Raw genomic sequence first — 21,759 nt, 5'->3', positions numbered from 1 at the left:
GCGGGCGCTATCGCCGTCGCCTAGCCCCGCAAACGCGGTTGCATGGGAATCCGCACTCCCCGCTCCTCCGCTACCTCGACAGCTCGCGAGTATCCGGCATCCACGTGACGGATCACCCCCATGCCCGGATCGTTCGTGAGCAGACGGGTCAGCTTTTCGGCGGCAAGAGGAGTACCGTCTGCCACCCCCACCTGACCCGAGTGAATAGAACGGCCAATCCCCACTCCGCCTCCGTGATGAATCGACACCCAGGTTGCACCCGAAGAGGCAGCCGTGAGGGCGTTGAGTAGCGGCCAGTCGGCAATCGCGTCGGAGCCGTCGAGCATTGACTCGGTCTCACGGTAGGGAGAGGCAACGGAACCCGAATCCAGATGGTCTCGTCCGATCACGATGGGTGCAGAAACCTTACCCTGGGCAACTAGATCGTTAAAGAGCACGCCCGCCCTCGCCCGATCGCCGTAACCCAACCAGCAAATACGAGCGGGAAGACCCTCATATTCCACGTGCTCCTGAGCCGCGTGAATCCATCGCTTGAGGTGTTCGTTTTCGGGAAAAAGCTCAAGAAGCGCACGGTCTGTCACCGCAATATCTTCGGGGTCCCCGGAAAGAGCCACCCAGCGGAAGGGCCCCAGCCCCTCACAGAAAAGCGGACGAATATAGGCCGGTACAAAACCGGGAAAGTCAAACGCCCGGTCGCAACCGCCCGCCCGCGCCTCGTCACGAATCGAATTTCCGTAGTCAAAGACCTCAGAGCCGGCATCCTGAAAACCGATCATGGCGTCTACCTGAGCCGCCATTGATTCACGGGCCAACCGGGTGAATTCCTCGGGGTCAGCCTGCGCCCGTTCACGCCACTCCGCAAACGGCACCCCCAGGGGCAGATAGCAGAGTGGGTCATGGGCAGAGGTCTGATCTGTCACAATGTCAACATTCACACCGCGCTTCAACAGCTCCGGGAAAACCTCTGCGGCGTTGCCCACCAACCCTACAGAAAGGGCTGTCTTTGTCTCTTTTGCACTCAGAACCCGGGCAAGGGCGACATCCAAATCCGTCTCAACAACGTCGAGGTAACGTTTACCCGCACGACGATCAAGGCGCGTCTTGTCAATATCCACAATAAGCACAGCACCACCGTTGAGCGTAACCGCGAGGGGTTGCGCCCCTCCCATACCACCACACCCTCCCGTGAGGGTAAGGGTTCCCGCCAGGGTTCCGTCGAACCTTTTGCGAGCTATAGCCGCGAAGGTCTCGTAGGTTCCCTGCAGAATTCCCTGCGTACCAATGTAGATCCACGACCCGGCGGTCATCTGACCGTACATCGTGAGACCTTCGGCTTCAAGCCGTCGAAACTCTGGCCAATTAGCCCAGTCTCCGACCAGGTTGGAGTTTGCAATGAGCACCCTGGGAGCCCACACGCTTGTACGAAAAACACCCACGGGCTTGCCTGATTGAACAAGAAGTGTCTCGTCTGCCTCAAGACCTTTCAAAGTTTGCGATATCGCGTCAAAGCTTGCCCAGTCTCGAGCTGCGCGTCCGGTTCCTCCATAAACAACCAGGTCATCGGGACGCTCGGCAACCTCGGGATCCAGGTTGTTATACAGCATCCTCAATGCTGCCTCGGTCTGCCAGTTCTTTGCAGAGATATCGCTGCCCCGTGCCGCGCGAACGGGCCGTGCTCCTGGTAACACCATTGTCTTATGCCTTTCCCTTGATGTGTCTCCTGCTATCCAACCGCGATGGGTAAGGGCAAACAACGCAAAATACACACCCACTGTCTGTTATTTCAGACAGGATCTGGATATTATGGGAACTTTCTCGAGCATTCAGACGTGCACGCCCAGGTTCACACCCTAGAATAATTGGTGAAAGTCTTAAAAAGATGTTCAATATTTCGGGGGATATAACGTGAACCAACACTTTTCTGACCTGCAAAAAAAGCCGACATACCATGTCAAGCCCGCACTAACCGAGCGCGAAATTATTGTGCTCAGGCATCTCGCAACATGCGAAACAACGAGGCACATCGCAAAAACACTATTCGTTTCAACAAACACGATTAAGTCGCAATTGCGTAGCGCCTATAGAAAACTCGGGGTCTCATGCAAAAATGATGCAATTGAGAAGGCCTCGCGCATGGGATTGCTCTAACCACCCGCGTCTGATGTTTTCGAGGCAGCGTAAAGGCCTCGTACACAGAGGGAGCTTGAGCAAGAAGCGACGGCAGCAAATAGCTGGGTGGGGTGATCCCTAAGGATCACCCCACCCAGTCACAACTTACGCGCTCTTATCTAGTTTTTATCAAACCGAGACGAGAACGTTGTTGCGGCCTGACGGTGACGAAACACAGCGGTGGCTGCGCCCAGCAGCAGGAGCAGGACACCAAGCCCTAGAGCTAGCGCGGGTGTTTCCATACCCGTATTGACCAGCCTGGAGTCTCCTCCCTGTCCGCTACCCAACACAACTACGTCGAAGTCTCCTGTAGCCGTTCCGCTGAAGGAGGCGTTCAACGTTACCGTGTGGCGAGTGTGCGAAGCATCCTGCGGAACCGTGAACTGGAACACAACCTCTCCACGTTCGTTGGCGATCTGGGTTCCCAGATCAAGAGCCGCTACCTGTCTACTCGACATGACAGCCCCATTTGTGTTGCTAGCACTCTGGGAGCTGACGGCCTTGATCTGAGAAGCTTGCGTAAAGCTTGCGGCAGCTACTCCCGACACATCACCGGAGGATTGCGTGTTAGCTCGTTCCATTCTCCGAGAGGCTTTAGCAGCGGCCTCTCCGCCCGGTAAGGCTTCGACAAAGTCTGCTGAGACTTCCTCACCCGGCTCGAACCCAAAGCCACGAGCAATCTGGACCTCGCCGGGCTGGAGGTGGGAAGCATCGAGCAGAAGGGCGGGGCCCACGGTAACCGTGGCGGGGTCAGAAACATTACCGGCCGCATCCGTCACATCGACCTCAAGAACAGTTCCTAACTCCTGCGGCTCGGTAAGGGTTATGGAGAAGCGGCAATCGGGCCCAACGGTGCCAACTCCGATAACCTTTCCGCTGGGATCACGAACGGTCACGGTGCTTCCAACTTCCGCACAACCCGTGACGATATTTCCATCGGTGGGGTCCAACTGAGGAGGTGCCGGTTTGGTGGTGTCCACAACCACCGGCACACGCACGGAGTGACCCTCGGGCGCGGTTACCTTAATGTAAACCTGGTCATCCTCGGTGAGAGGGGTGTCCGGGGTAAACGTAAACCCGCCGTTACCGTCTCGGATAACCACACCGGCGATCTCGTTATCGTCTTTATCCACGAGGGTGAGAGTATCGTCCGGGTGCAGTGGGGTGCCCACAACCTTTGTTCCATTGCTCACCTCGAGGACGGGTGGAACAATCTCACGAACCGGCGGAGCGGTGGTGTTCACGTTGTAGGTCACCGTTCCGCTGAAGGTCTCATTGCCGCTGAAGGTGTAGGAAACGCTGCTCGTTCCCGCGTTGAGGCCGGTCCACTCAATGGTGTTGTTCACGGTATCAACCGTGTAGTCGGAGCTTGCAGTGATCGTGGCGGGGGTACCATCACGATTGAGCGGAGTGTTCAGCGGGGCAGTCGCAACGTCACTACCCTCAAGCCTAGTCGCGTTCACCGGCGATTGAAGCGTCTGTCCCTCAAACTGGAGCACATCGGTAATGTCATATTGGGGAAGAGCGGAGAGGTCTCTCACGTGGTTGCCAGCCAGGTTAAGCTCCACCAGATTAGTGAGAGCAGAAAGCGAAGATACATCGCTAACCTGGTTATCCTTCAGCCAAAGCACCTCTAGTTTTGTATGCCCGGCCAGGGGTGAGGTGTCTGTGATCTGATTGTCACGTGCCGAGATAAAAGTCAGGTTCGACAGGTTTCTCAACGGCTCGAGACTTGTAATACTGTTCTCCATAATCAGAATGCGATAGAGGCTTGTGCTGTTCCTCAGAAATGATAGATCGCTCATATTGGTATTTTGAGCTTCAAGCACCTGGAGATTCGGCAGGTCAGTCGTGGCCGGGATATTAGCCGCTCTGTTGTTATTGATGGAAAGGGTACGAAGGCTGGGGAGATTGGCCATCCCACTCATATCATTTATCTGATTATTATAGGCTCGCAAAATCTCTAACTTAGGAAGCGAGCGGAGAGCATTCAGGTTAACTATCTGATTATCATTAATATTAATTGTCCTAATATTAGGATGCGTAGATAAGGGCGAAATGTCGGTTATCCTATTGTGCATCGCATCAAACTGAAGCAGCCCCGATATATTCTGCAGAGAGTCAACACTGGCGAGATTGTTGTTGCTCACATCAAGACTGGCTAACTGAGTAAGCCTACTCATGTCTGGAAACACCGTCATCCCAGAGTTTGTCACAGTGATCTGAGTGATGTTGGTCACGTCTGATAGCGCCGAGTAATCCGTAATCTGAGGGGCGTCCCGCAACCTGAGTATGCTGAGCGATGTAAAACTGCTCATGGCGGAGATATCAGTGAGTTGGGGGGCACCGTTCAGATGAAGCCGCGACATATTTGTATAACCCTGAAGAGCGGACAAATCTTGAATGCTAGTGTTCTTGAGGTATAAACCCCGCATTTGGGGCACTGATGCGAGCGGAGAGTAATCGCCGATCTGTGAGCTATCGTCAAGAGTCAGCTCCCGCAACCCACTCATGTACTGCAGGGGGCTCAGATCCGTGACGGGTAAAGAACACGAAAGTGAATAAATACGTGCAAGCTGCTCTTCTCTATAGGTATTGGGAGCTATTGGGTCACCCGGGGCGAAAGACGAACCGTCATTGGTACCTGCAATGCACTGAGCCATGAGCGGATCGGTAATCACCACAGAATCTTCCGGCGCTGCACTTGCAGGACTACCACCCCCGCCGATCAGCCCCGAGAAGAACAGGAGTCCCGCGGTTGCCAACGCAAACATACGAACCCCCCATCCCTTCCTATCTCTCGGGAACTCAGCGCCCCCCACACGAGAAACTTGAGACATAAGAATACCCCTTACTAAGTAGATAGCATCAATTGAGACAAAATAAAACATCAAAGAATTTGACGTCTCCCATATATAAAGAACAGCTTTGCCCCGATGGCTTTTGTGCTGCGGAGAAAAGAGCTAAAAAAGTCTCGACCTTGATAGTTCCTGAAAATAAAACAAAAAATCTGATGAGCGAAAAATAGATTCACACTAAATGACTCTTTATTTAAAGGGTTATTTAAGTTAAACAGGGGTTATTCACCACACAGATCAGTGATCCATCGTGTACGGAAACCCAAATGGGGAAGGGGAACCATGAACGCTTACGCAGAACTCAGCGATGAAGAACTCATACAGGCAACTCGTAACGGAGACTCAGCGTCGTACGCTGCCCTGTGGCTGCGCCACGCGGAGGACGGCTTGAACCATGCCCGCACATTCACAAAAGACTTTGATCCTGAGGATTTAGTAGCCGAATCATACCTCAGAATTTTATCTGCCATCCAGGGAGGAAAGGGACCAACGGTTGATTTCCGCCCCTACCTGGTTGCAACGATTCGCAACACGGCTCGAACCTGGGGCCGTAAAAATCTTGAGATACCGGTTGATGTTACAGAGAACGACGGCGGCCACACAATTTTTGACGATCAGATGCTCGAGTTTGATGAGGAGGCGCCTGAAACCCGCCTCGCCAACAGAATCCTCATGAAAAACGCATTTGAATCTCTCACACCAGTTGAAAGACAGGTTCTCTGGGCCTCAGAGGTTGAAGGGCTCACCCCCTCGGAATTGGGAACAAAACTTGGTCTTACTCCCAATGCGGCAAGCGGCGCCACATTTCGTGCACGTGAATCACTGCGGCAAGCCTGGATCCAGGCACACCTGAGAGACCACAAGAGGTCCCCGGAGTGTACGTGGACTATTGCGCGTTTAGGAGCCTTCTCTCGCGGGAAACACCGTAAAAGAGACCATCAAAAAATTCTCCAACACCTGGAGACTTGCCCCAGCTGTCCGTCAATCCTCCGGGAAGCAAAAAATGTCGCGACAAACCTCAATAGCTTCTTAATACCGCTGACGGTTGTCTCCGGAGCCTCCGCTGCTGCCCTCCTCGCGGGCAAGCCTTTAGCCTCGGCGGCTGGAGCGATCAGTGCATCCTCCGGCGGCACAACCGCCTCTGCGGTGAGTGCGCCATCCTTTATCGCCCCAGTCCTCGGTGGGCTTGCCGTGATCGCGATTGCGGTTACCCCTTTCTTGCTCCCGCAGCAGGAAACTCCACCTCCATCACAGCCCGAAGCAGCAGGATCTACACCCTCCCCCAAACCTCAGACCCCCACTCGCGCGTCAGCACCAAACGGCACCGACGCCGATGCCGAGAGCAACACCGTTGACAACGCCGAGACAATGCTCTTGCTTCCCGCTCAACCACCGTTTTTACCACCAACACTCACGCAGAACAGCCTTCTGCTACCGATGCTTTTCCCCGACGCTCCCACTTTCAATTTTGTCAACGGAACCTCATTTCACGTTGCCGCCCCCGTGCTGAGTGGTCAAGCTCTGCCCAATGCTCTCGTGACCCTCATAGTCTCCGGATCTGAAACCGCACGCACCACCCCCACCATTTACAGCACAACTGCCAATGCCGCGGGAGGCTGGAAAGTACAGTTAAAAGAGTTGCAAAACAGCAGCTACAGCGCCCACGCTTATCAGATTGATCATGGTAATCTTCGGTCGAATTTGGCAAGTACCCAGTTTTCAATCGACAGCACCACGGTGGTCCCTCTCCCCTCTATCCGGGCAGTAGACACCGAGAACGGTATTTATTCACCCATCGTTACGGGAACAGGAGAGCCTGGATACCGGGTTACCGTAATGATTAACGGAATCCCTCACAAAACATCCGTCTCTGAGCTGGGCGAGTGGCGAATCGTGACCAGTGAGGGGATACTCCCCGGCACAAACATCCTCACCGCAATTCAGAGGAATAGGGCAAGTCGCGCCGAGTCTCAGCCGACTCCCGAACAAGAATTTATCCTGTCCGTACCGGGAGTCTCACAGAGCACGGGAGCACAAACACTCACGTTTGAGGTGAGCTCGCTACCGGGAAGCGGGGTCGAGATCCTTATTGGTCCCCGCTCTCTCAGCCATCACCTCAGGCAGAGCACCGGACAGGATCTCATCACCGTTAAATCCGGCAACCTGGGCTTCGACCCACTCTTGCCGTTTTCTACAACCGTAAGGTATCTTTCCGGAGACGGTTCACGAGTGGGCGCGAAGCATACCGTTCGTATTGACCCGCTCTAGTCGCACTCCTCATTTTTGTTAACGACGAAGTGCTCTCACTAGGGTGTGCCTCCTCTATCTGTGCATAGCGAGGATGTGTCAGAAACTCGTGATCGCAAGGCGTAAAGAGAAAGGCTTCGCTGGTGGCAAAGTCGAGGATAACAGCAGCGAGCGCGACTTTCTGGCGCACCGCAGTGTGTACAGATAGAGGAGACACACCCTAACTGCTCTTTGTTCACCCAGAACGTTCTTTGTGCCACCTCAACCACAGCAAAACACGATCCTGCATAAACCCCGCTTCAAGACCGTGCACACCGCATAAACATCTGAAGCCCCGAGCCAACTCGGGTCACACAAACACACAGGGAACACAAGGGCCGGGTGAACTCACGCAGAGTCCACCCGGCCCTTATGCTTTACCTTTCTTTAAGAGTTATCCTCTGGGACGGGGACGCAGAGATCGCGGATCAGACTCACCGTAGAACATCACGTCCGGTTCACCTTGAGCGGTATCAAGCGTCGCGTCGCCAATGCCGTCACCGTTGGTATCAACCTTTATGTCGAGGGTGTATGTTCCCGACTGGGTTGATGTCGCACTGTATACGACAACACCGTTAGCATCCGTAACGAGCCTGGTTGCACCAATCAGGTCAAGACCGGGTATCCGTGTGAAGTCCACCGTTACACCGGGTGCAGGAGCGCCAGTCATGTCAACAACGTAAACCGTTGCCGTCAAGATGTCTCGACCGTTAGCCAAAGCGTAGTTATCCGAAATGACGATGACGCTAGCATCTTTATCAACAGAGGTCGAGCTCACAAACGACACCGTTACGGTCGGGTTCGGTTGTGTCACGGGGTTTCCACCAACGGTTGCGCTAATTGCGTAGTCGTTTACGGTGGAGCTGGTGATATTGATGACAGCTACTCCGGCGGAGTCCGTCGTTGCAACCGCGGGCGAAAGCGTTGCTCCGGCCGGGGTGCTTGCGAAGGATACCGGTGTGCCCACCACGGGAAGACCCAGGGTGTTCACGACGGTCACGGTTGCCTGATGTGCGGCAACTCCGTTTGCAATCTTCGGACCGGTAGTGGCGCTGAGCGTGGTTCGGCTGTAGTCGATAGGAGCAACAAACCTGATTTGCTGGCTTGCGGCTGGCCTGGTGACGGCCTGTCCACCAATCGTAGCGGAGATATCGTAGCTTCCTATTGTTGTTGAGGTGATGGTGATACGTGCAGTACCGTCAGCACCGGAAACAGCTGTTGGAGCGGAGAAGTCAACCGCTGACTGGTTTGTTGAGGCAAATGCTACCTCAACACCGGAAATCGGATTGCCCTGGGCATCGCGAACCGTCACTGTTGCCTCGTGTGAATCAACACCGTCTGCAAAACGGTCACCCGTTGATGCAAGTAGCGTGGTCTCAGTGAAGGAAACCGGCGGAGTTTCAGGAATGAAGTTCACATCAAGGGTACTGCTGGGGACGGTCACGGCCGTTCCGTTCACAGTTGCGCTCAGTGTGTAGGTTCCCGGAACCCTGGTTGTGACATCCACGGTGGCAACACCGTTGGCATTAGACGTTGCGCTTGTCGGCGACAGCGCCACATCACTAGACGTGCTGGAGACGACAACCGTTGCACCCGGAATCGGGTTGTTGCTGCTATCCCGTACGGTCACGGTGGCTGTATGCTTGTCGTTTCCGTTCGCTACCTTATCGCCAGCAGTTACGCTCCAGTCTGTCGTAGCAAAGCTAATCGGATTGATGAATCGGATAGTTTGCACGGGGCTCGGCTGGGATACAAAGGTTCCACTGATGCTGGCCCCAATACGGTATTCACCCGCACGTAAAGTAGTAATGTCAACCGAAGCCACACCGTTGCTGTCACTAATCGTATCCGTGGAGGAGAAATTGAGACGGCTGGGTGTGCTTGCAGAGAAATCCACACGAACGTTGGGTATGGGTTCACCGTCAGGGTCACGAACCGTGACCGTTGCGGTGTGGAAATCTGTCCCGTCTGCAAAGCGTGTTCCCTGAGTAACACTCAGAGTTGTCTCGTCGAAAGAAACATCCCCTCTAAAGTTGAGGGCAATGTTCGTTCCACCAGCAAGCGGAACACCACTCAGCTGAGAGTTTGCGGGTAGCTTGACCGTGAGATTATGGGTTCCCACTAGGTTAGACCGCACGGGAACATCGTAGACTCCCACTCCCAAGTCGGTACGTTCTGTAGAGCGCCCCAGTGTGGCACCTTGAATTTCAAAGGGATAGGCACTTGTCAGATTTGCGCGATAGCCGGGAATTGGCCTTCCATCAAGATACATGGGATAAACACGAACGATGTTACTGTCCGTGCCGTCTGCCAACGCATCATTCTTGACAACCTCAACATAAGACTTGATGAAGGTGATCCTACCGGTGCTCGGAGCTCCCGGAATGTCAACATCATTTATTTTGGCCTGGACCGTATAGGTTCCGGAATAGGGAACCTGGATTTCTGCCCGGTATTGCCCCGGAGCCAACTCAAGGAAACGGTCGAAATAGGCCCGAGGAGGGGTGATTCCCGCATCAACCTGGTCAAGTGTAGCCCACACCTTTACCGGGGAGTTGCTACCCGACAAGGCACCTGCAAGACCCACAACCGGGTTATTATTGCTGTCTTTAAGGTTCAAGGTGACCGCATGAACCCCATCCTCCGGGCCGGGGAAAGCCCCCTGGTTATTGTATGAGCGGACCACACCCTCTGTTGTTGTTACAGAGGAATTTGCAACGGAAATAGTAGCGGCCGCCTTGACCTTGGTATTGACACGCTGTGTCTCTACCGCGGCACCACCATATGCTGTTGCCGCCGTCACCCCGGATAGTGCAAACATACTGGCGGAGAGAACACCCACCGCGACAGCCTGTTTCCAGATTTGTCTTCTAATACTCGTCATCTTTTTCTTTCTTTTCTGACTTTCAATACCCCGAGATGAGTACTGAAACCTTTCAATACTCGAATGCAAGTATTGAAAACCTATGTGCTCGATACGTAAAGAGCAGCGGTCAGCAGGTGCCTTATACCAAAACTTTTTTCAAGTCATCGCAGCTGACCGCCGCCCAGGGGGAAACTAGCGATTAACTAGTTGGATCGCGGATCGCGTTCCAAGAAAGTAGCGATACCCACGGTTCCCGTTCCGCCGGTAACCCTCACGGCAGTTCCGTTAATCGTGGCTCGCACCTCGTAGTCTCCCGGGGTACGCGCTGTTACCAACCAATCGGCATCACCGTTTACATCGGTTATGATCCGTCCACTGACGGGGCGCAATCCCGCCTGACCTGTGAATTGAACCTCAACACCGGGCATTGGATTTCCACTGGTATCAAGCACCTGCACGTTGATTGTCTGGCTATCGATTCCGTCTGAGAGAGCAAAATCCTTCGTGACGGAGAGACGAGTCGCGTTAAAATCAATCACCCGAGCAAAAGAAACGGTCACCGTCGGGCTAGGCTGCGTCACCGGCACCCCACCAATGGTGGCACTTATCCTGGCGGTTGCGTCCGCGGTCGAGGTTACCCTCACCGCAGCAACACCGTTTGCGTTCGAGCGTGCCGTGGTGGTGTTCAGGCTCACTGGATCACCCACCGCCGCAAACGCAACGTCGACGCCTGGAATCGGGGCACCATTCTGATCGATAACGGTCACTGTTACCCGGTGGAAGTCGACCCCGTCGGGAACCCGGTTTCCTGCGGTTGTACGCAGCGCGGTCTGGGTAAAGTCTATCCGCGGCCCATCCGCAATAAAGCTCACGGGCAAACCTGCCGCATTACCTATGGTGACACCGGCTACAGATGCCTTTATGTTATACGTTCCAGGCTCTCTGCTTGTGACATTTACCTGAGCCTGACCGTTAGCGTTAGTCACAGCGGTTGCGGGCACACTTACCCGTGCGGGATCAGATGCTGAGAAGTCAACCGTTTTTCCGGCAATCGGTTGACCGGAAGAGTTACGCAGCGTGACGGTTGCCTGATGGGCATCCGTTCCGTTTGCGAGGCGAGTTCCCGTGGTCACGGCAAAGCTGCTTTCCTTCGGGGCAACCGTGCTGGCACCGAAGTCATACTGCCAAAAGACCGAACCAACTTGGGTCCCCTGAGCAGGGTCCGCAGGGTTCCAGGAGATTCCTTCACAGCCTACAAAAGGTGAGCGCGAGCTGCGGGCCTGAGGCCACACCAGCAATTTGTAGTATCCGGGGTCATCCAGCTGGAACTGCCCCAGGTGTGCCGCAAGAGTTTCGCCAATCACACCGCTCGCGTGACTGGTAATGGACAGGTGACGAGGCTCAGGCGTAACGGATGCCGGCTTACCGTTGTCGCCACGCACAAACTGATAGTAGAGCGAGTCCGTGATGTCACAACCCGCAGCGGCGGTTCGTCCTGAGGTCAGGGCATCAATGGAGAAGAGTCCACCGTGCAGGGTTTGGGTCGGCGAAGTGGTCACATTACCCCAACCCGTCTGGCTGTTTGGACCCACATAACCAAAGCGATGCTTTGTCGTGTAGTCCCAAACGTTCAGGGCATGAGGACGTCCCCCATTGCCGTAACGGGTCATTGAGTTTACCTTGTAGTGGAAGGAAATAACTCCCGAGGGGAAATTCAGGTAAAAGGCTTGAACCTTTATCGCGTCTGCCCTGTACTCCTGAGTAATCGAGTCTCCTCGTGCACTAATGGCCAGGAATTCGTCACTACCAACGACCCGACTACCAACAACCTGATAGTTTTGTCCGACAACTGCCTGGATATTGGTCACTGGCGTAAGAACCGTTGAGACCTGTGTCCCGCCTTTCTCCAGGTAAAGGTTGTATCTCACCCCGGTAGGTCTTTCGCCGCGCGGAACCCTCACAACAAAGTCAGCCCTCATCTCGGCGGTTCCGTACGCAACACGCTCATTTGCACCGAGAACATCAACCACCTCGTAACGTGGCGATACGGTCGGGTCATTCTGCCAGTCCACGGCCTCAGCATCGCTGCCACCCGTGCCGATAACAAGCCCGGAAGCGAACACCGCTCCAATTGCGGCTAGCGCCAGAGCACGAAGGGATGATTTCCCTCGCACTCTCACTCGATCCTTATGATCAATAGTCATTTATCTTTCCCCTAACTGTTAGTTACATTGCCTGAGCTTCCCCCGTTGGCTACCGGCAATTATTGAGTATCTGTATTCCATGCGTGGAAGATTACAGATAACGAAAACCCCCACACATATTAAGAGATCATAGAGGGCCTTCTCATTTTCTCTTAGCAAAAAATAATTTAAAATTCGGCTGAAAAACATCCATAAATCTTCTTTTTCCCTGATAAATAAAGGTTATAAGTGTAAAAAACAATTTTTTAAAATGGCTTTTTTGCCCTATTTTTTGTGCGTGTAACACAGTGCAATATATTTTCGACAAATCACAGTACAGTAGTATGACAAGTTATATAAGAGGGCGCACCAACATAATGGTGCCCTCAACCGGAATTCAGGGAGGTTACGAACAGGGATAAGCCTCAAAACCACTGGATTATGCGTGGCGAATACCGGCAACACTTCGCCAGCAGCAACACCCACCACAGCTCTACCACGAACTCACCCCTGCGCACACAGTCTCGGAGCAAGCCTCAGGGGACGACACCCTAGTAAGACACGTTGAGAAGCACGTCCTGTGATCGATCAGAAAGCGCTGTATGGTCGTTTCGGGTCACGATTGCACACTGATCGACCGAGCAGTCAACCGAGTCGTCACTCATCTCGGGAACACGAAGGTAGGCGGTAAAAGTTCCCGAATTCGAATCTTCAAATCCTCTAGTTGCAAATGCTCGCCACGCCCAATTGTCCGTGATCCACGTTGACTCAATAAACTCTTGGGCGTCACCCTCCGATTTTTCCTCCGTGGCGTCCTCGGGAATTCCTCCCAGACAGGGCGAAGGGGTGACCTTCTGATCCTCGGGGTTCTTACACAGAGCAACATAGATTCCCTGCTGGGAATCAAACCCGCTGCCCCTCACCACAAGCCTGTCCCCCGGAGTTAACGAGCCCACATCCGCCGGGGTGACACCATCGGATTGAAAAACCGATAGCGTGCGGGTTCGCCCATCAGGACCAACAGCAGAGGCGGTAAAAGGACGTTCCGCCTCCTGCTCAATAGGCTGGGCTGGCCCCGCGTCCACATGGGTCACAATGGGAATGATAACGGCGGAGGCAACGATAAGGCTCACTGCAACCACCCCCATGATTGCCCACAAAAACCACCGAGCGATACGGCGCTTATGAGCCATGAACAAAGCCTCCCTGTTTATTACCCGACGTACCAATTCTACGAGAGACCGGACGAAAGACACTGTGAAACACAATCGACGCCCCTAATCAGGAAGCTATGATGCTCACCCGCCCTTGCTCATGATAGGCTGTAAGTTGATTTTGTCCCTCATTGGCAATAACTGCTTTGCGGCTCATTTCCCGCAAAGCCCGACACTATAAGGGGGTCTCGCATGGGTCGTGGCCGTCAAAAGGCGAAACACACCAAGGTCGCACGCGAACTCAAATACTTTAGCCCGGATACCAACTACTCTGAGCTAGAGCGTGAACTCACCGCGAAAAAAAACAGCGGAGACGACTCTGAGACGTGGGCTGAGTACGCCGATAAATACAATAACGACAAATACAACACCGATGAAGACTAAGAGCACAACATCAGCTCGTTAGCAGCCTGAGAAATCCTCAGCACGGTAGAAACATTAGTAGGGTCCCTCCCCCACCTGGGCGGGACCCTACTAATGTTTACTCGTGTCCTCTCGAAGCGTCGTAAGGCCCACCCGGCAGTGGGAAACTCAGGCCGGTCTCAGCACAGGGCCAAGCATCTTATTTATTCCCCACGCAATACCAAAAGCTTCTGCTTCCTACCGGTCAAAACATACGGGTAACAAATCGAGGCTTGACCGGACTAATTTTCGGAGACAAGCACACAACGGCTACTAATCGGGCGGTTGCTTCCCGAGGCGTGAACTCGAAACACCCTAACGGTAGGAGTCTACGAGGCGCACCGCACCACCGCTCACACCCTTTGCACCCTGCTCAAAGCCCGCAAAGTCACGGGTGAGGCGGGAAACAGATCCCGTTTTCCAGGAGGCGATACCACGCTCTTCCAGACGCTTAATAACGGCTTCTGCAACCTGAGGAGAGGTGATTACAAACATCCCAACTCCAAGATTCCAGGCACCCTCAAGATCCTCAAGTTTGTGCCTACCCAGGTTTGCCAGGTGCTGAAACACCGGGAGCGGCGACCATGACGAGCGATCAACCTCGCTCCAGTAACCCTCCGGTAAAACGCGGGCCAGGTTAGCCGCAATGCCACCACCCGTCACGTGACTCATAGCGTGAACCCCCGAGCCCAGGACAGGGTCATTCACAATATCGAGCAGTGGCCCAGTGTAGAGGCGGGTTGGTTCCAGTAACACCTCGCCGTAGATACCTCCCAGACTGTCGGAGTGATCTGTGTACGAGATATTATTGCTGGCAAGAATCTGACGAACCAGTGAGAAGCCGTTCGAGTGCAGGCCCGAAGAACCAAGAGCAATGACCACATCGTCGTGCTGTACTCGCTGCGGTCCCAGAAGCTTCTCCGCTTCGACAACCCCCACGGCGGCACCAGCCACATCGTAATCATCCTCCCCCAACAGGCCCGGATGCTCGGCAGTTTCACCACCAACCAGCGCGGTCCCCGTCTGTTCACAGGCCAGGGCAATACCTCGCACGATATCGGCGATGCGCTGAGGAACCACCCTGCCGCAGGCAATGTAGTCGGTCATCACGAGCGGTTTTGCTCCCACAACCACGATGTCGTCCACCACCATGGCAACCAGATCCTGCCCGATGGTGTCGTGTTTATCGATTGCCTGTGCAATCGCAACCTTGGTTCCCACCCCGTCTGTTGAGGTGGCAAGGAGGGGTCTCCGGTAGTTTTTGAGCTCTGACGCATCAAACAGGCCAGCAAATCCCCCCACGCCGCCCATAACTTGCGAACCATGCGTTCGCGCTACGGACTCTTTCATCAGTTCAACGGCCACATCACCGGCCACGGTATCGACACCGGCTCGAGCATAAATTGAGGGGTTCTCAGTCACCCGACAAGACTATCAAGTATTAGAAACGGGAAAGATAACGGGAACTTTCTCAGAGCCTCCCGAACCTCGGGGTGAAAGCTTGCTGAATACCCGCCATTGATTACCACGTTGTGCACATTTCCGCCTCAAAACTATGCAATGATTGATGCCTAACCAGCCCTCCAACCTCAGGAGTTCTTGTACATATGTGCGGCATCGTTGGCATCGTTTCAGCAGACCCCGTCAACCAACAAATCTACGACAGTCTCCTGCTGCTTCAACACAGGGGCCAAGACTCCACAGGAATCGCTACCGCGAACGGCAGCGTTTTTAACCTCGTGAAAGCGCGAGGCCAGGTGCGTGAGGCGTATCGCACGCGCGATATGCGGAGCCTCACCGGTAATCTAGGCTTAGGGCACGTGCGCTACGCAACATCCGGGCAGGCCGCCTCCGAAGAAGAGGCCCAGCCTTTCTACGTGAACGCCCCCTACGGCATCATCCTCGTTCACAACGGTAATCTCACCAATACCCGTGAACTCACCAACGACCTTTTCCGAATAGACCGTCGGCACCTCAATACCCACTCCGATACGGAACTACTTCTCAACGTTCTCGCCACCGAACTCCAATCCCAGGTGTCGGGACTCGACCTCGGCCCGGATGAGGTTTTTACGGCGGTTGAGAACGTGCATAAGCGCATCGAGGGTTCCTACGCGGTGATCGCTTTGATCGCCGGGCACGGGCTACTAGCCTTCCGTGATCCGCACGGTATACGCCCGCTTGTTCTCGGTAAAAAGCAGCGGGGAATGATCGGCGAAGACTACATCGTCGCTTCCGAGTCCCTGGTGCTCGAATCCGGCGGATACGAGATTGTCCGCGACCTGATGCCCGGGGAGGCCGTCTATATCAGCGCGGGTGGCGAAATGTACTCCCGCCAGTGCGCGGCAAACCCGCGCCTCATTCCCTGCGCGTTTGAGTATGTTTACCTGGCCCGCCCCGACTCTACCCTCGACGGAATTTCGGTGTACGACGCGCGGCTGCGGCTAGGAAATTATCTGGCGGATACCGTTGCCAGCTACGCGCCACTCGGCGACATCGATGTGGTCATGCCAATACCCGACTCCGCAAGACCCTCGGCCATGCAGGTGGCACAAAAACTCGGTGTGGACTACCGCGAAGGGTTCTTTAAAAACCGCTACGTTGGCCGCACCTTTATCATGCCGGGGCAGGCCGTGCGGAAAAAGTCCGTGCGGCAAAAACTGAACGCCATGGGGGTTGAGTTCGCGGGGAAGAACGTGCTTATTGTGGATGATTCGATTGTGCGTGGAACCACCTCAAAAGAGATTATCGAGATGGCGCGCGCGGCGGGGGCCAATAAAGTTACTTTTGCCTCGGCGGCGCCTCCCGTGCGATACCCTCACGTGTATGGCATCAATATGCCCTCACGATACGAACTGATCGCACACGGCCGCAAAATACCCGAGATCAATCGGGAGATGGGCAGCGATCATCTCATCTACCAGGAGGTCGAAGATATGACCAAGGCTATCCTTGAAGGACAGACCCGAGTGAAGCAGTTAGAAACCAGCTGCTTCACAGGAGAATACCTGGCGGGGAATATCACGGAAGAATACCTCGGCTGGGTCGAGACCCACCAACAAAGCTAATGAGTAATCACATGCCCGCGTCAAGTTCAGCATCCACATCATCGCCGGTATCTGTGTCCGGTCATAACATCACCATCTCCGGAGGTGATTACACCGCCACTATTGCAAGCATTGGCGCAACACTACGCAGTCTTCAATACCTCAGAAAAACCGTAAGTTCCCAGCACGGTACGGAGCTCAGACACGACTCAAGCCCTCACGAGAACTTACCCCCCGATAACAGCGCGGGCCGCGACCTGATAGTTCCCTTTGCGGCTGACGAGGTACGTCCCGCCTATCGCGGAGCCCTGCTTGCACCCTGGCCTAACCGCGTGATTGATGGCGCATACGCATTTAACGGGCAAACGCAACAACTGGCACTCACCGAACCCGCTCGACGGCACGCACTGCACGGTCTCGCGGCATGGCTCGACTTTACAGTGGTTGATCAATCACACTCCTCAGTCACCCTGGAGGCCGAGATCGTTGCTCAAACGGGTTATCCTCACCGGGTGAAGGTGCGGGCAACATACACGGTTGATACTGCGGGCCTGCACACCACAGTCGTGGGAACCAACCTTGGTGATACCGAGGCCCCCTGGGGTCTCGGAGCCCACCCCTACCTCATCGCTGGCTCGGGAAGGCTAGACGAGTGGGAACTCACCCTGCCCGCCTCGCGCATACTCACCGTGGTGGGAGAGCGTTTGATCCCCGCAGGAGTTGAGGAAGTGTCCTCCGCTCGTGAGGGATACTTCGATTTTCGGCACTCTCGAAATATCGGATCAACACAAATAGACCACGCTTTTACTGAACTTGCTCGGGACTCGCACGCGCACACGACCGTTGTTGCCAGGGCCCCACAGGGAACCGGAGTGCGGCTCATCCTGGGGCAGGAGTGCCCCTGGGTTCACATCTATACGTCAGATCGCCCGGGAACCCCCGCAGACCGAATCGGGCTGGCCGTCGAACCGATGACCTGCCCACCCGATGCCTACAACTCCGGAACAAACCTCATAGTGTTACAGCCCGGGGAATCAGCACCGGCCTCCTGGACGATAGACGCGCTAGAGGCAAATTTCTAATCGACGGGCGGGGTAGTAGGTCCGGTCGAAGGATTCGAGGGGGTCTCGGGGACAGTAGAAGAGGGACCCGAGGAATCCGGGAACGAAACGGCGGGGGCAGTCGCGGTCTCTTCCGAGGGGGCGGTGTGGGTAATGACCCGCATCACCGTTGCTTCCCCTTCGCTCTTGCGCACCACACGAGCCAGTATCAGGGCGATAAGGGCACCGACCGCAAACCCAATGGTGCCAGATAGTAGGGCGGTGAAACCCAGAATCTGAGCTAGGGTGTAATCCTCACCCACGGGAAAAAGAAGCGTCACGGTGCAGCCGATGACCACACCGACAACTCCTCCCGTCACCATCAACCGCACATACCGCACCGTACGACGAATTGTGACGTGCTCCTCCGAGCTCTCTACCCTCGCAGGAAGGTCCTCGGAGGAAAACTCGCTATCCCCGGTTTGGGCTTCCCGAGAGAGGCCGTCAGAATCATGCGGGTTCGGAACTGTCATTCTTCTATTCTTTCAGGGTTTTGTCCGGGAAGGTGCGCAGAGAGATCCGCGCGCTGCCCGGAGGCACGCACCCGAGCATCGACGAGCGCGGAAGTCCATGAAAGTTCACCTAGCCACAGGCTCAACCACGTCTCCGCGTCTGTTTCCACAACGTTGGGCGGGGTTCCCCTCGTGTGCCGGGGCCCCTCGATACACTGTACCGCCGCATAGGGTGGCACCCTGACCTCGACGGTGTTACCCGGGGCAGTGATGGCAAGAGTCTGCAGGGTCCATCGCACGGCGGTTGCCAGGAGAGATGGTGTTGTGTTCCCCTCGTGAAAAGCGCGGAGGGCTGCCGCCCCATCCGCATCCGAAATATTTCTGCGAGCCATACCGGCAAGCCTACGCGGCCCCGTGCAATCAATAAAATAATGACCCTGGGAGGATACCCCGAGCTAATTCCAATAGGCTAGACACCGTGAAGATTCTAGTGCTTGGCCCAGGAGCCCGTGAACACGCTATCGTTCTTGCTCTTCTTGCGGAAGATGCGGGACACGATATCATCTGCGCTCCCGGTAATGCCGGTATAGCCCAGGACACCACCGTTATCGCCCTCGACGCGAGTAATCCCAAGATTGTCACGGAATTTGCACTCGCAGAAGAGGTGGATTTGGTCATTGTTGGCCCCGAAGCCCCCCTGGTGGCGGGTGTTGCCGACCTGCTTCGTCGCAAACGTATTCCCGTTTTTGGTCCGGATAAGGCCGCCGCTGCCCTCGAGGGCAGTAAGGGCTTTGCCAAGCGCATCATGGAGGCGGCAAGCATTCCCACCGGCCGGGCCCGCGTGGTCGCTGACCTGGCTTCCGCGTCCTCCGCGCTAGACGAGTTTGGCGCACCCTATGTGGTCAAGGCCGACGGGCTAGCCGCCGGTAAGGGGGTGTTGGTGACGGAGGATCGTGAGGCTGCCCTCGCGCATGTCCAACACTGGGCCGGTCGGGGCGATGTTCTTGTTGAAGAATTTCTCGCGGGACCGGAAGTATCACTCTTCGTACTCTCCGACGGGCACAATGTGCTTCCCCTCTCCCCCGCCCAGGATTACAAACGCCTCGGAGACGGTGACACGGGACCCAATACGGGAGGGATGGGGGCGTACTCACCCCTACCGTGGTTATCAGACACGTTTGTCAACGAGGTGGTCTCAAACATTGCCCTACCCACAATCCGGCAGCTTGAGGCGGAGGGAACACCTTTTGTGGGCCTGCTCTACTGCGGCCTCATCGTCACAGACAGCGGAGTTCGCGTGATCGAGTTCAACGCTCGCTTTGGCGACCCCGAAACTCAGGTGGTTCTTCCCCGACTAGACACACCACTCAGCTCCCTTCTCTATGCCACCGCCACCGGCACTCTTCAGGATATCCCCTCCCCCGTGTTCTCTTCGGAGGTTGCTGTAACGGTGGTTCTTGCCAGCGAAAATTACCCGGATGCTCCCATGACAGGCCGCCCCCTCGGAGGACTTGACGATGCCGCCGCCGTTCCCGGAGTGCAACTCGCATACGCCGCTACTGCAGAAGACAACGGCGTGATGATCGCCACCGGCGGCCGAGTACTGAGTGTGGTTGCCCGCGGAGAAAACTTTACAGAGGCCCGCAAACGCGCGTATCACGCCATGAGTCTTATCACCCTTGAGGGCGGACACTACCGCCGTGATATTGCGGAACGTATGTAGGGTAACCTCTCAACGACTCATAGGTCTTTTATACCTATGAGTCGGCTAAGAACAAACCCACAGTTACCTGTGGAATGCTACCGCTGTCCCATTTCTTAATCACAAGTTTTTGTACCCCTGTAGTGTCGATTACATAACCTCAGGGATTACAGTAGTAAAAGCATCCAGGAATCTTACGATCTGACAACCGAAAGGCACTATCGTCATGTCAGCACAGACCCCCTCCGAAGCACACGGTGTCGGACACGAGGGCCACGCCAACAGCCCTACCCCCGAACAGAACGGGGCATATCTACACGGCCATAACTCTTCGGCAGAACACGCTGGGACGCACACTCACACTCAGCACTCAACCGCCGCGCCACACGAGCCTAAGAAACCATCTGTTCCTTCTGCGATGATGGGCCCCTTCACCCTTCGCGAGTCGCTGGTGCTCCTCCTGGGCATACTCTTCCTGATCAATTCATTTTTACCCATGCTCGTGATCACCGCCTTCATGCAGAGCTACTCGCCCCTGATTAATTTCTGGACCACCCCCCTGTTTGGTTTTACACTCGTGCTTTTTTGTGCACTACTTCCTCTCTCGGCGGCTGTGCTCATTCTGCTGCGCCGCCTCGCCCCGCACATAAAGTGGAGAGTGGGTTCGCTCTCTATTGATCAGTATGCGTCCGTGGTCTCAATTGCCACGCTCGTGATATACATCGTCATCTGGATGTGGCTCTCTGAGGTCTTTACCCTCATTGCCCAGATGGGTTCCTTTATACGCAACACCGATTCAACATTTGGTTCGCTCTTCGCCCCCGGCCCCTCCCTGGTTATTGGGCTTCTCCTCTCCCTGGGTTATGTTTTTCTCACCACGTGCGCACACTTTCTTCCATTTTTCCGCGGCGAGTTCACGTCCCGACCGGAGTCCATTGCCCACCCGCAAGCGCGCTTCGCAACGGCTGCACCGCATCACACACCTGCACCGCACCACACGCCCTCCTACGGTACGCAGCCGAGCGGTTACGATGCACAACAGACCGGCTATGAAACACCGGTTGGTCATGGTGAAACACCCGATATCACGCACAGCACAACAGCGCATCCCGTAGCTGCGGATACAACGTCACAGGCAATCCAGGAGGCTACGGCGCAGAGTGTCCACGACCCCGCAACCCAGAACTCTGCATCACAAGACATCCACGGTGGTGCCCCGGTGGAAACTACCCGGGGCGACTCGGAGAGCACTCAGGCCTTCTGGATCGCGGTCCCCACGGCTCGCGAGGCATACGATGAGACAACGGGTGAGGTGGCGTTCATTGCCTCTCCGGGCGTCTGGATACTTGCGGTTGAAGACCGAGGAGAGGCACTTGTGATTCGCCAGGAACAAGACGGACGCTTGGCTCTCCTACGCGATATCTCGGATGTGCATCGTCACCAGTGAGCGTCCGTGGGACCCCATGAACGTTCACGGGGT

At 55.4% G+C, this 21,759-nt stretch carries 15 protein-coding genes; 7 read left to right on the top strand and 8 right to left on the bottom strand.

Features of this window, described 5'->3' with window-relative positions:
- Positions 1-20: 20 nt before the first annotated feature.
- The gene (gene hutU, locus FrondiHNR_RS02155; protein ID WP_279353606.1) at positions 21-1,691 is read right to left on the bottom strand and encodes a urocanate hydratase; all 1,671 of its coding nucleotides are present in this window, start codon (positions 1,689-1,691) and stop codon (positions 21-23) included.
- A gap of 214 nt (positions 1,692-1,905) precedes the next feature.
- Here hutU and FrondiHNR_RS02150 point away from each other — a divergent pair, with 214 nt between their 5' ends.
- A complete protein-coding gene (locus FrondiHNR_RS02150; protein ID WP_279353605.1) occupies positions 1,906-2,148 on the top strand; it encodes a LuxR C-terminal-related transcriptional regulator in 243 nt (80 codons plus the stop codon).
- Between the two features lie 140 nt (positions 2,149-2,288).
- Here FrondiHNR_RS02150 and FrondiHNR_RS02145 read toward each other — a convergent pair whose 3' ends face one another.
- The gene (locus FrondiHNR_RS02145; RefSeq protein WP_279353604.1) at positions 2,289-5,009 is read right to left on the bottom strand and encodes a leucine-rich repeat domain-containing protein; all 2,721 of its coding nucleotides are present in this window, start codon (positions 5,007-5,009) and stop codon (positions 2,289-2,291) included.
- A gap of 300 nt (positions 5,010-5,309) precedes the next feature.
- On the opposite strand from FrondiHNR_RS02145, the gene FrondiHNR_RS02140 reads away from it, so the two are divergent.
- The gene (locus FrondiHNR_RS02140; protein WP_279353603.1) at positions 5,310-7,295 is read left to right on the top strand and encodes a sigma-70 family RNA polymerase sigma factor; all 1,986 of its coding nucleotides are present in this window, start codon (positions 5,310-5,312) and stop codon (positions 7,293-7,295) included.
- A 412-nt stretch (positions 7,296-7,707) separates the two neighbouring features.
- Here the strand turns inward: FrondiHNR_RS02140 and FrondiHNR_RS02135 are convergent, their stop codons facing one another.
- From FrondiHNR_RS02135 to FrondiHNR_RS02125, 3 genes are all read right to left on the bottom strand, one after another.
- On the bottom strand, positions 7,708-10,197 hold the full coding sequence (locus tag FrondiHNR_RS02135) for an Ig-like domain-containing protein (RefSeq protein WP_279353602.1): 2,490 nt from the start codon (positions 10,195-10,197) through the stop codon (positions 7,708-7,710).
- Between the two features lie 185 nt (positions 10,198-10,382).
- Complete coding sequence (locus FrondiHNR_RS02130; RefSeq protein WP_279353601.1) at positions 10,383-12,383, bottom strand: Ig-like domain-containing protein; 2,001 nt, start codon at positions 12,381-12,383, stop codon at positions 10,383-10,385.
- Between the two features lie 530 nt (positions 12,384-12,913).
- Positions 12,914-13,555, bottom strand: coding sequence for a hypothetical protein (locus tag FrondiHNR_RS02125; RefSeq protein WP_279353600.1), 642 nt, complete (start codon positions 13,553-13,555; stop codon positions 12,914-12,916).
- 213 nt (positions 13,556-13,768) lie between these two features.
- On the opposite strand from FrondiHNR_RS02125, the gene FrondiHNR_RS02120 reads away from it, so the two are divergent.
- Positions 13,769-13,960: a DUF3073 domain-containing protein gene (locus FrondiHNR_RS02120; protein ID WP_279353599.1), complete on the top strand. Its 192-nt coding sequence runs from the start codon at positions 13,769-13,771 to the stop codon at positions 13,958-13,960.
- 333 nt (positions 13,961-14,293) lie between these two features.
- On the opposite strand, the gene purM is transcribed toward FrondiHNR_RS02120, so the two are convergent.
- Positions 14,294-15,400, bottom strand: coding sequence for a phosphoribosylformylglycinamidine cyclo-ligase (gene purM / locus FrondiHNR_RS02115; RefSeq protein WP_279353598.1), 1,107 nt, complete (start codon positions 15,398-15,400; stop codon positions 14,294-14,296).
- Positions 15,401-15,585: 185 nt separating this feature from the next.
- Here purM and purF point away from each other — a divergent pair, with 185 nt between their 5' ends.
- Positions 15,586-17,046, top strand: a complete 1,461-nt coding sequence (purF, locus tag FrondiHNR_RS02110) for an amidophosphoribosyltransferase (RefSeq protein ID WP_279353597.1) — start codon at positions 15,586-15,588, stop codon at positions 17,044-17,046.
- An 11-nt stretch (positions 17,047-17,057) separates the two neighbouring features.
- The gene (locus FrondiHNR_RS02105) at positions 17,058-18,107 is read left to right on the top strand and encodes an aldose 1-epimerase family protein (RefSeq protein WP_279353596.1); all 1,050 of its coding nucleotides are present in this window, start codon (positions 17,058-17,060) and stop codon (positions 18,105-18,107) included.
- Here the strand turns inward: FrondiHNR_RS02105 and FrondiHNR_RS02100 are convergent.
- Together FrondiHNR_RS02100 and FrondiHNR_RS02095 are read right to left on the bottom strand one after the other, a co-directional pair.
- Complete coding sequence (locus FrondiHNR_RS02100) at positions 18,104-18,598, bottom strand: hypothetical protein (protein WP_279353595.1); 495 nt, start codon at positions 18,596-18,598, stop codon at positions 18,104-18,106. The genes FrondiHNR_RS02105 and FrondiHNR_RS02100 overlap by 4 nt on opposite strands.
- On the bottom strand, positions 18,595-18,969 hold the full coding sequence (locus tag FrondiHNR_RS02095) for a sterol carrier family protein (RefSeq protein WP_279353594.1): 375 nt from the start codon (positions 18,967-18,969) through the stop codon (positions 18,595-18,597). The genes FrondiHNR_RS02100 and FrondiHNR_RS02095 overlap by 4 nt, the downstream gene beginning before the upstream one ends.
- Before the next feature lie 86 nt (positions 18,970-19,055).
- On the opposite strand from FrondiHNR_RS02095, the gene purD reads away from it, so the two are divergent.
- Both purD and FrondiHNR_RS02085 read left to right on the top strand, forming a co-directional pair.
- On the top strand, positions 19,056-20,300 hold the full coding sequence (gene purD, locus FrondiHNR_RS02090; protein ID WP_279353593.1) for a phosphoribosylamine--glycine ligase: 1,245 nt from the start codon (positions 19,056-19,058) through the stop codon (positions 20,298-20,300).
- A 205-nt stretch (positions 20,301-20,505) separates the two neighbouring features.
- A complete protein-coding gene (locus FrondiHNR_RS02085; RefSeq protein WP_279353592.1) occupies positions 20,506-21,726 on the top strand; it encodes a hypothetical protein in 1,221 nt (406 codons plus the stop codon).
- Positions 21,727-21,759: the final 33 nt, after the last annotated feature.

The organism is Lysinibacter sp. HNR (assembly GCF_029760935.1).
GTDB lineage: Bacteria > Actinomycetota > Actinomycetes > Actinomycetales > Microbacteriaceae > HNR.
This window is presented reverse-complemented; position numbering and strand designations above follow the sequence as displayed.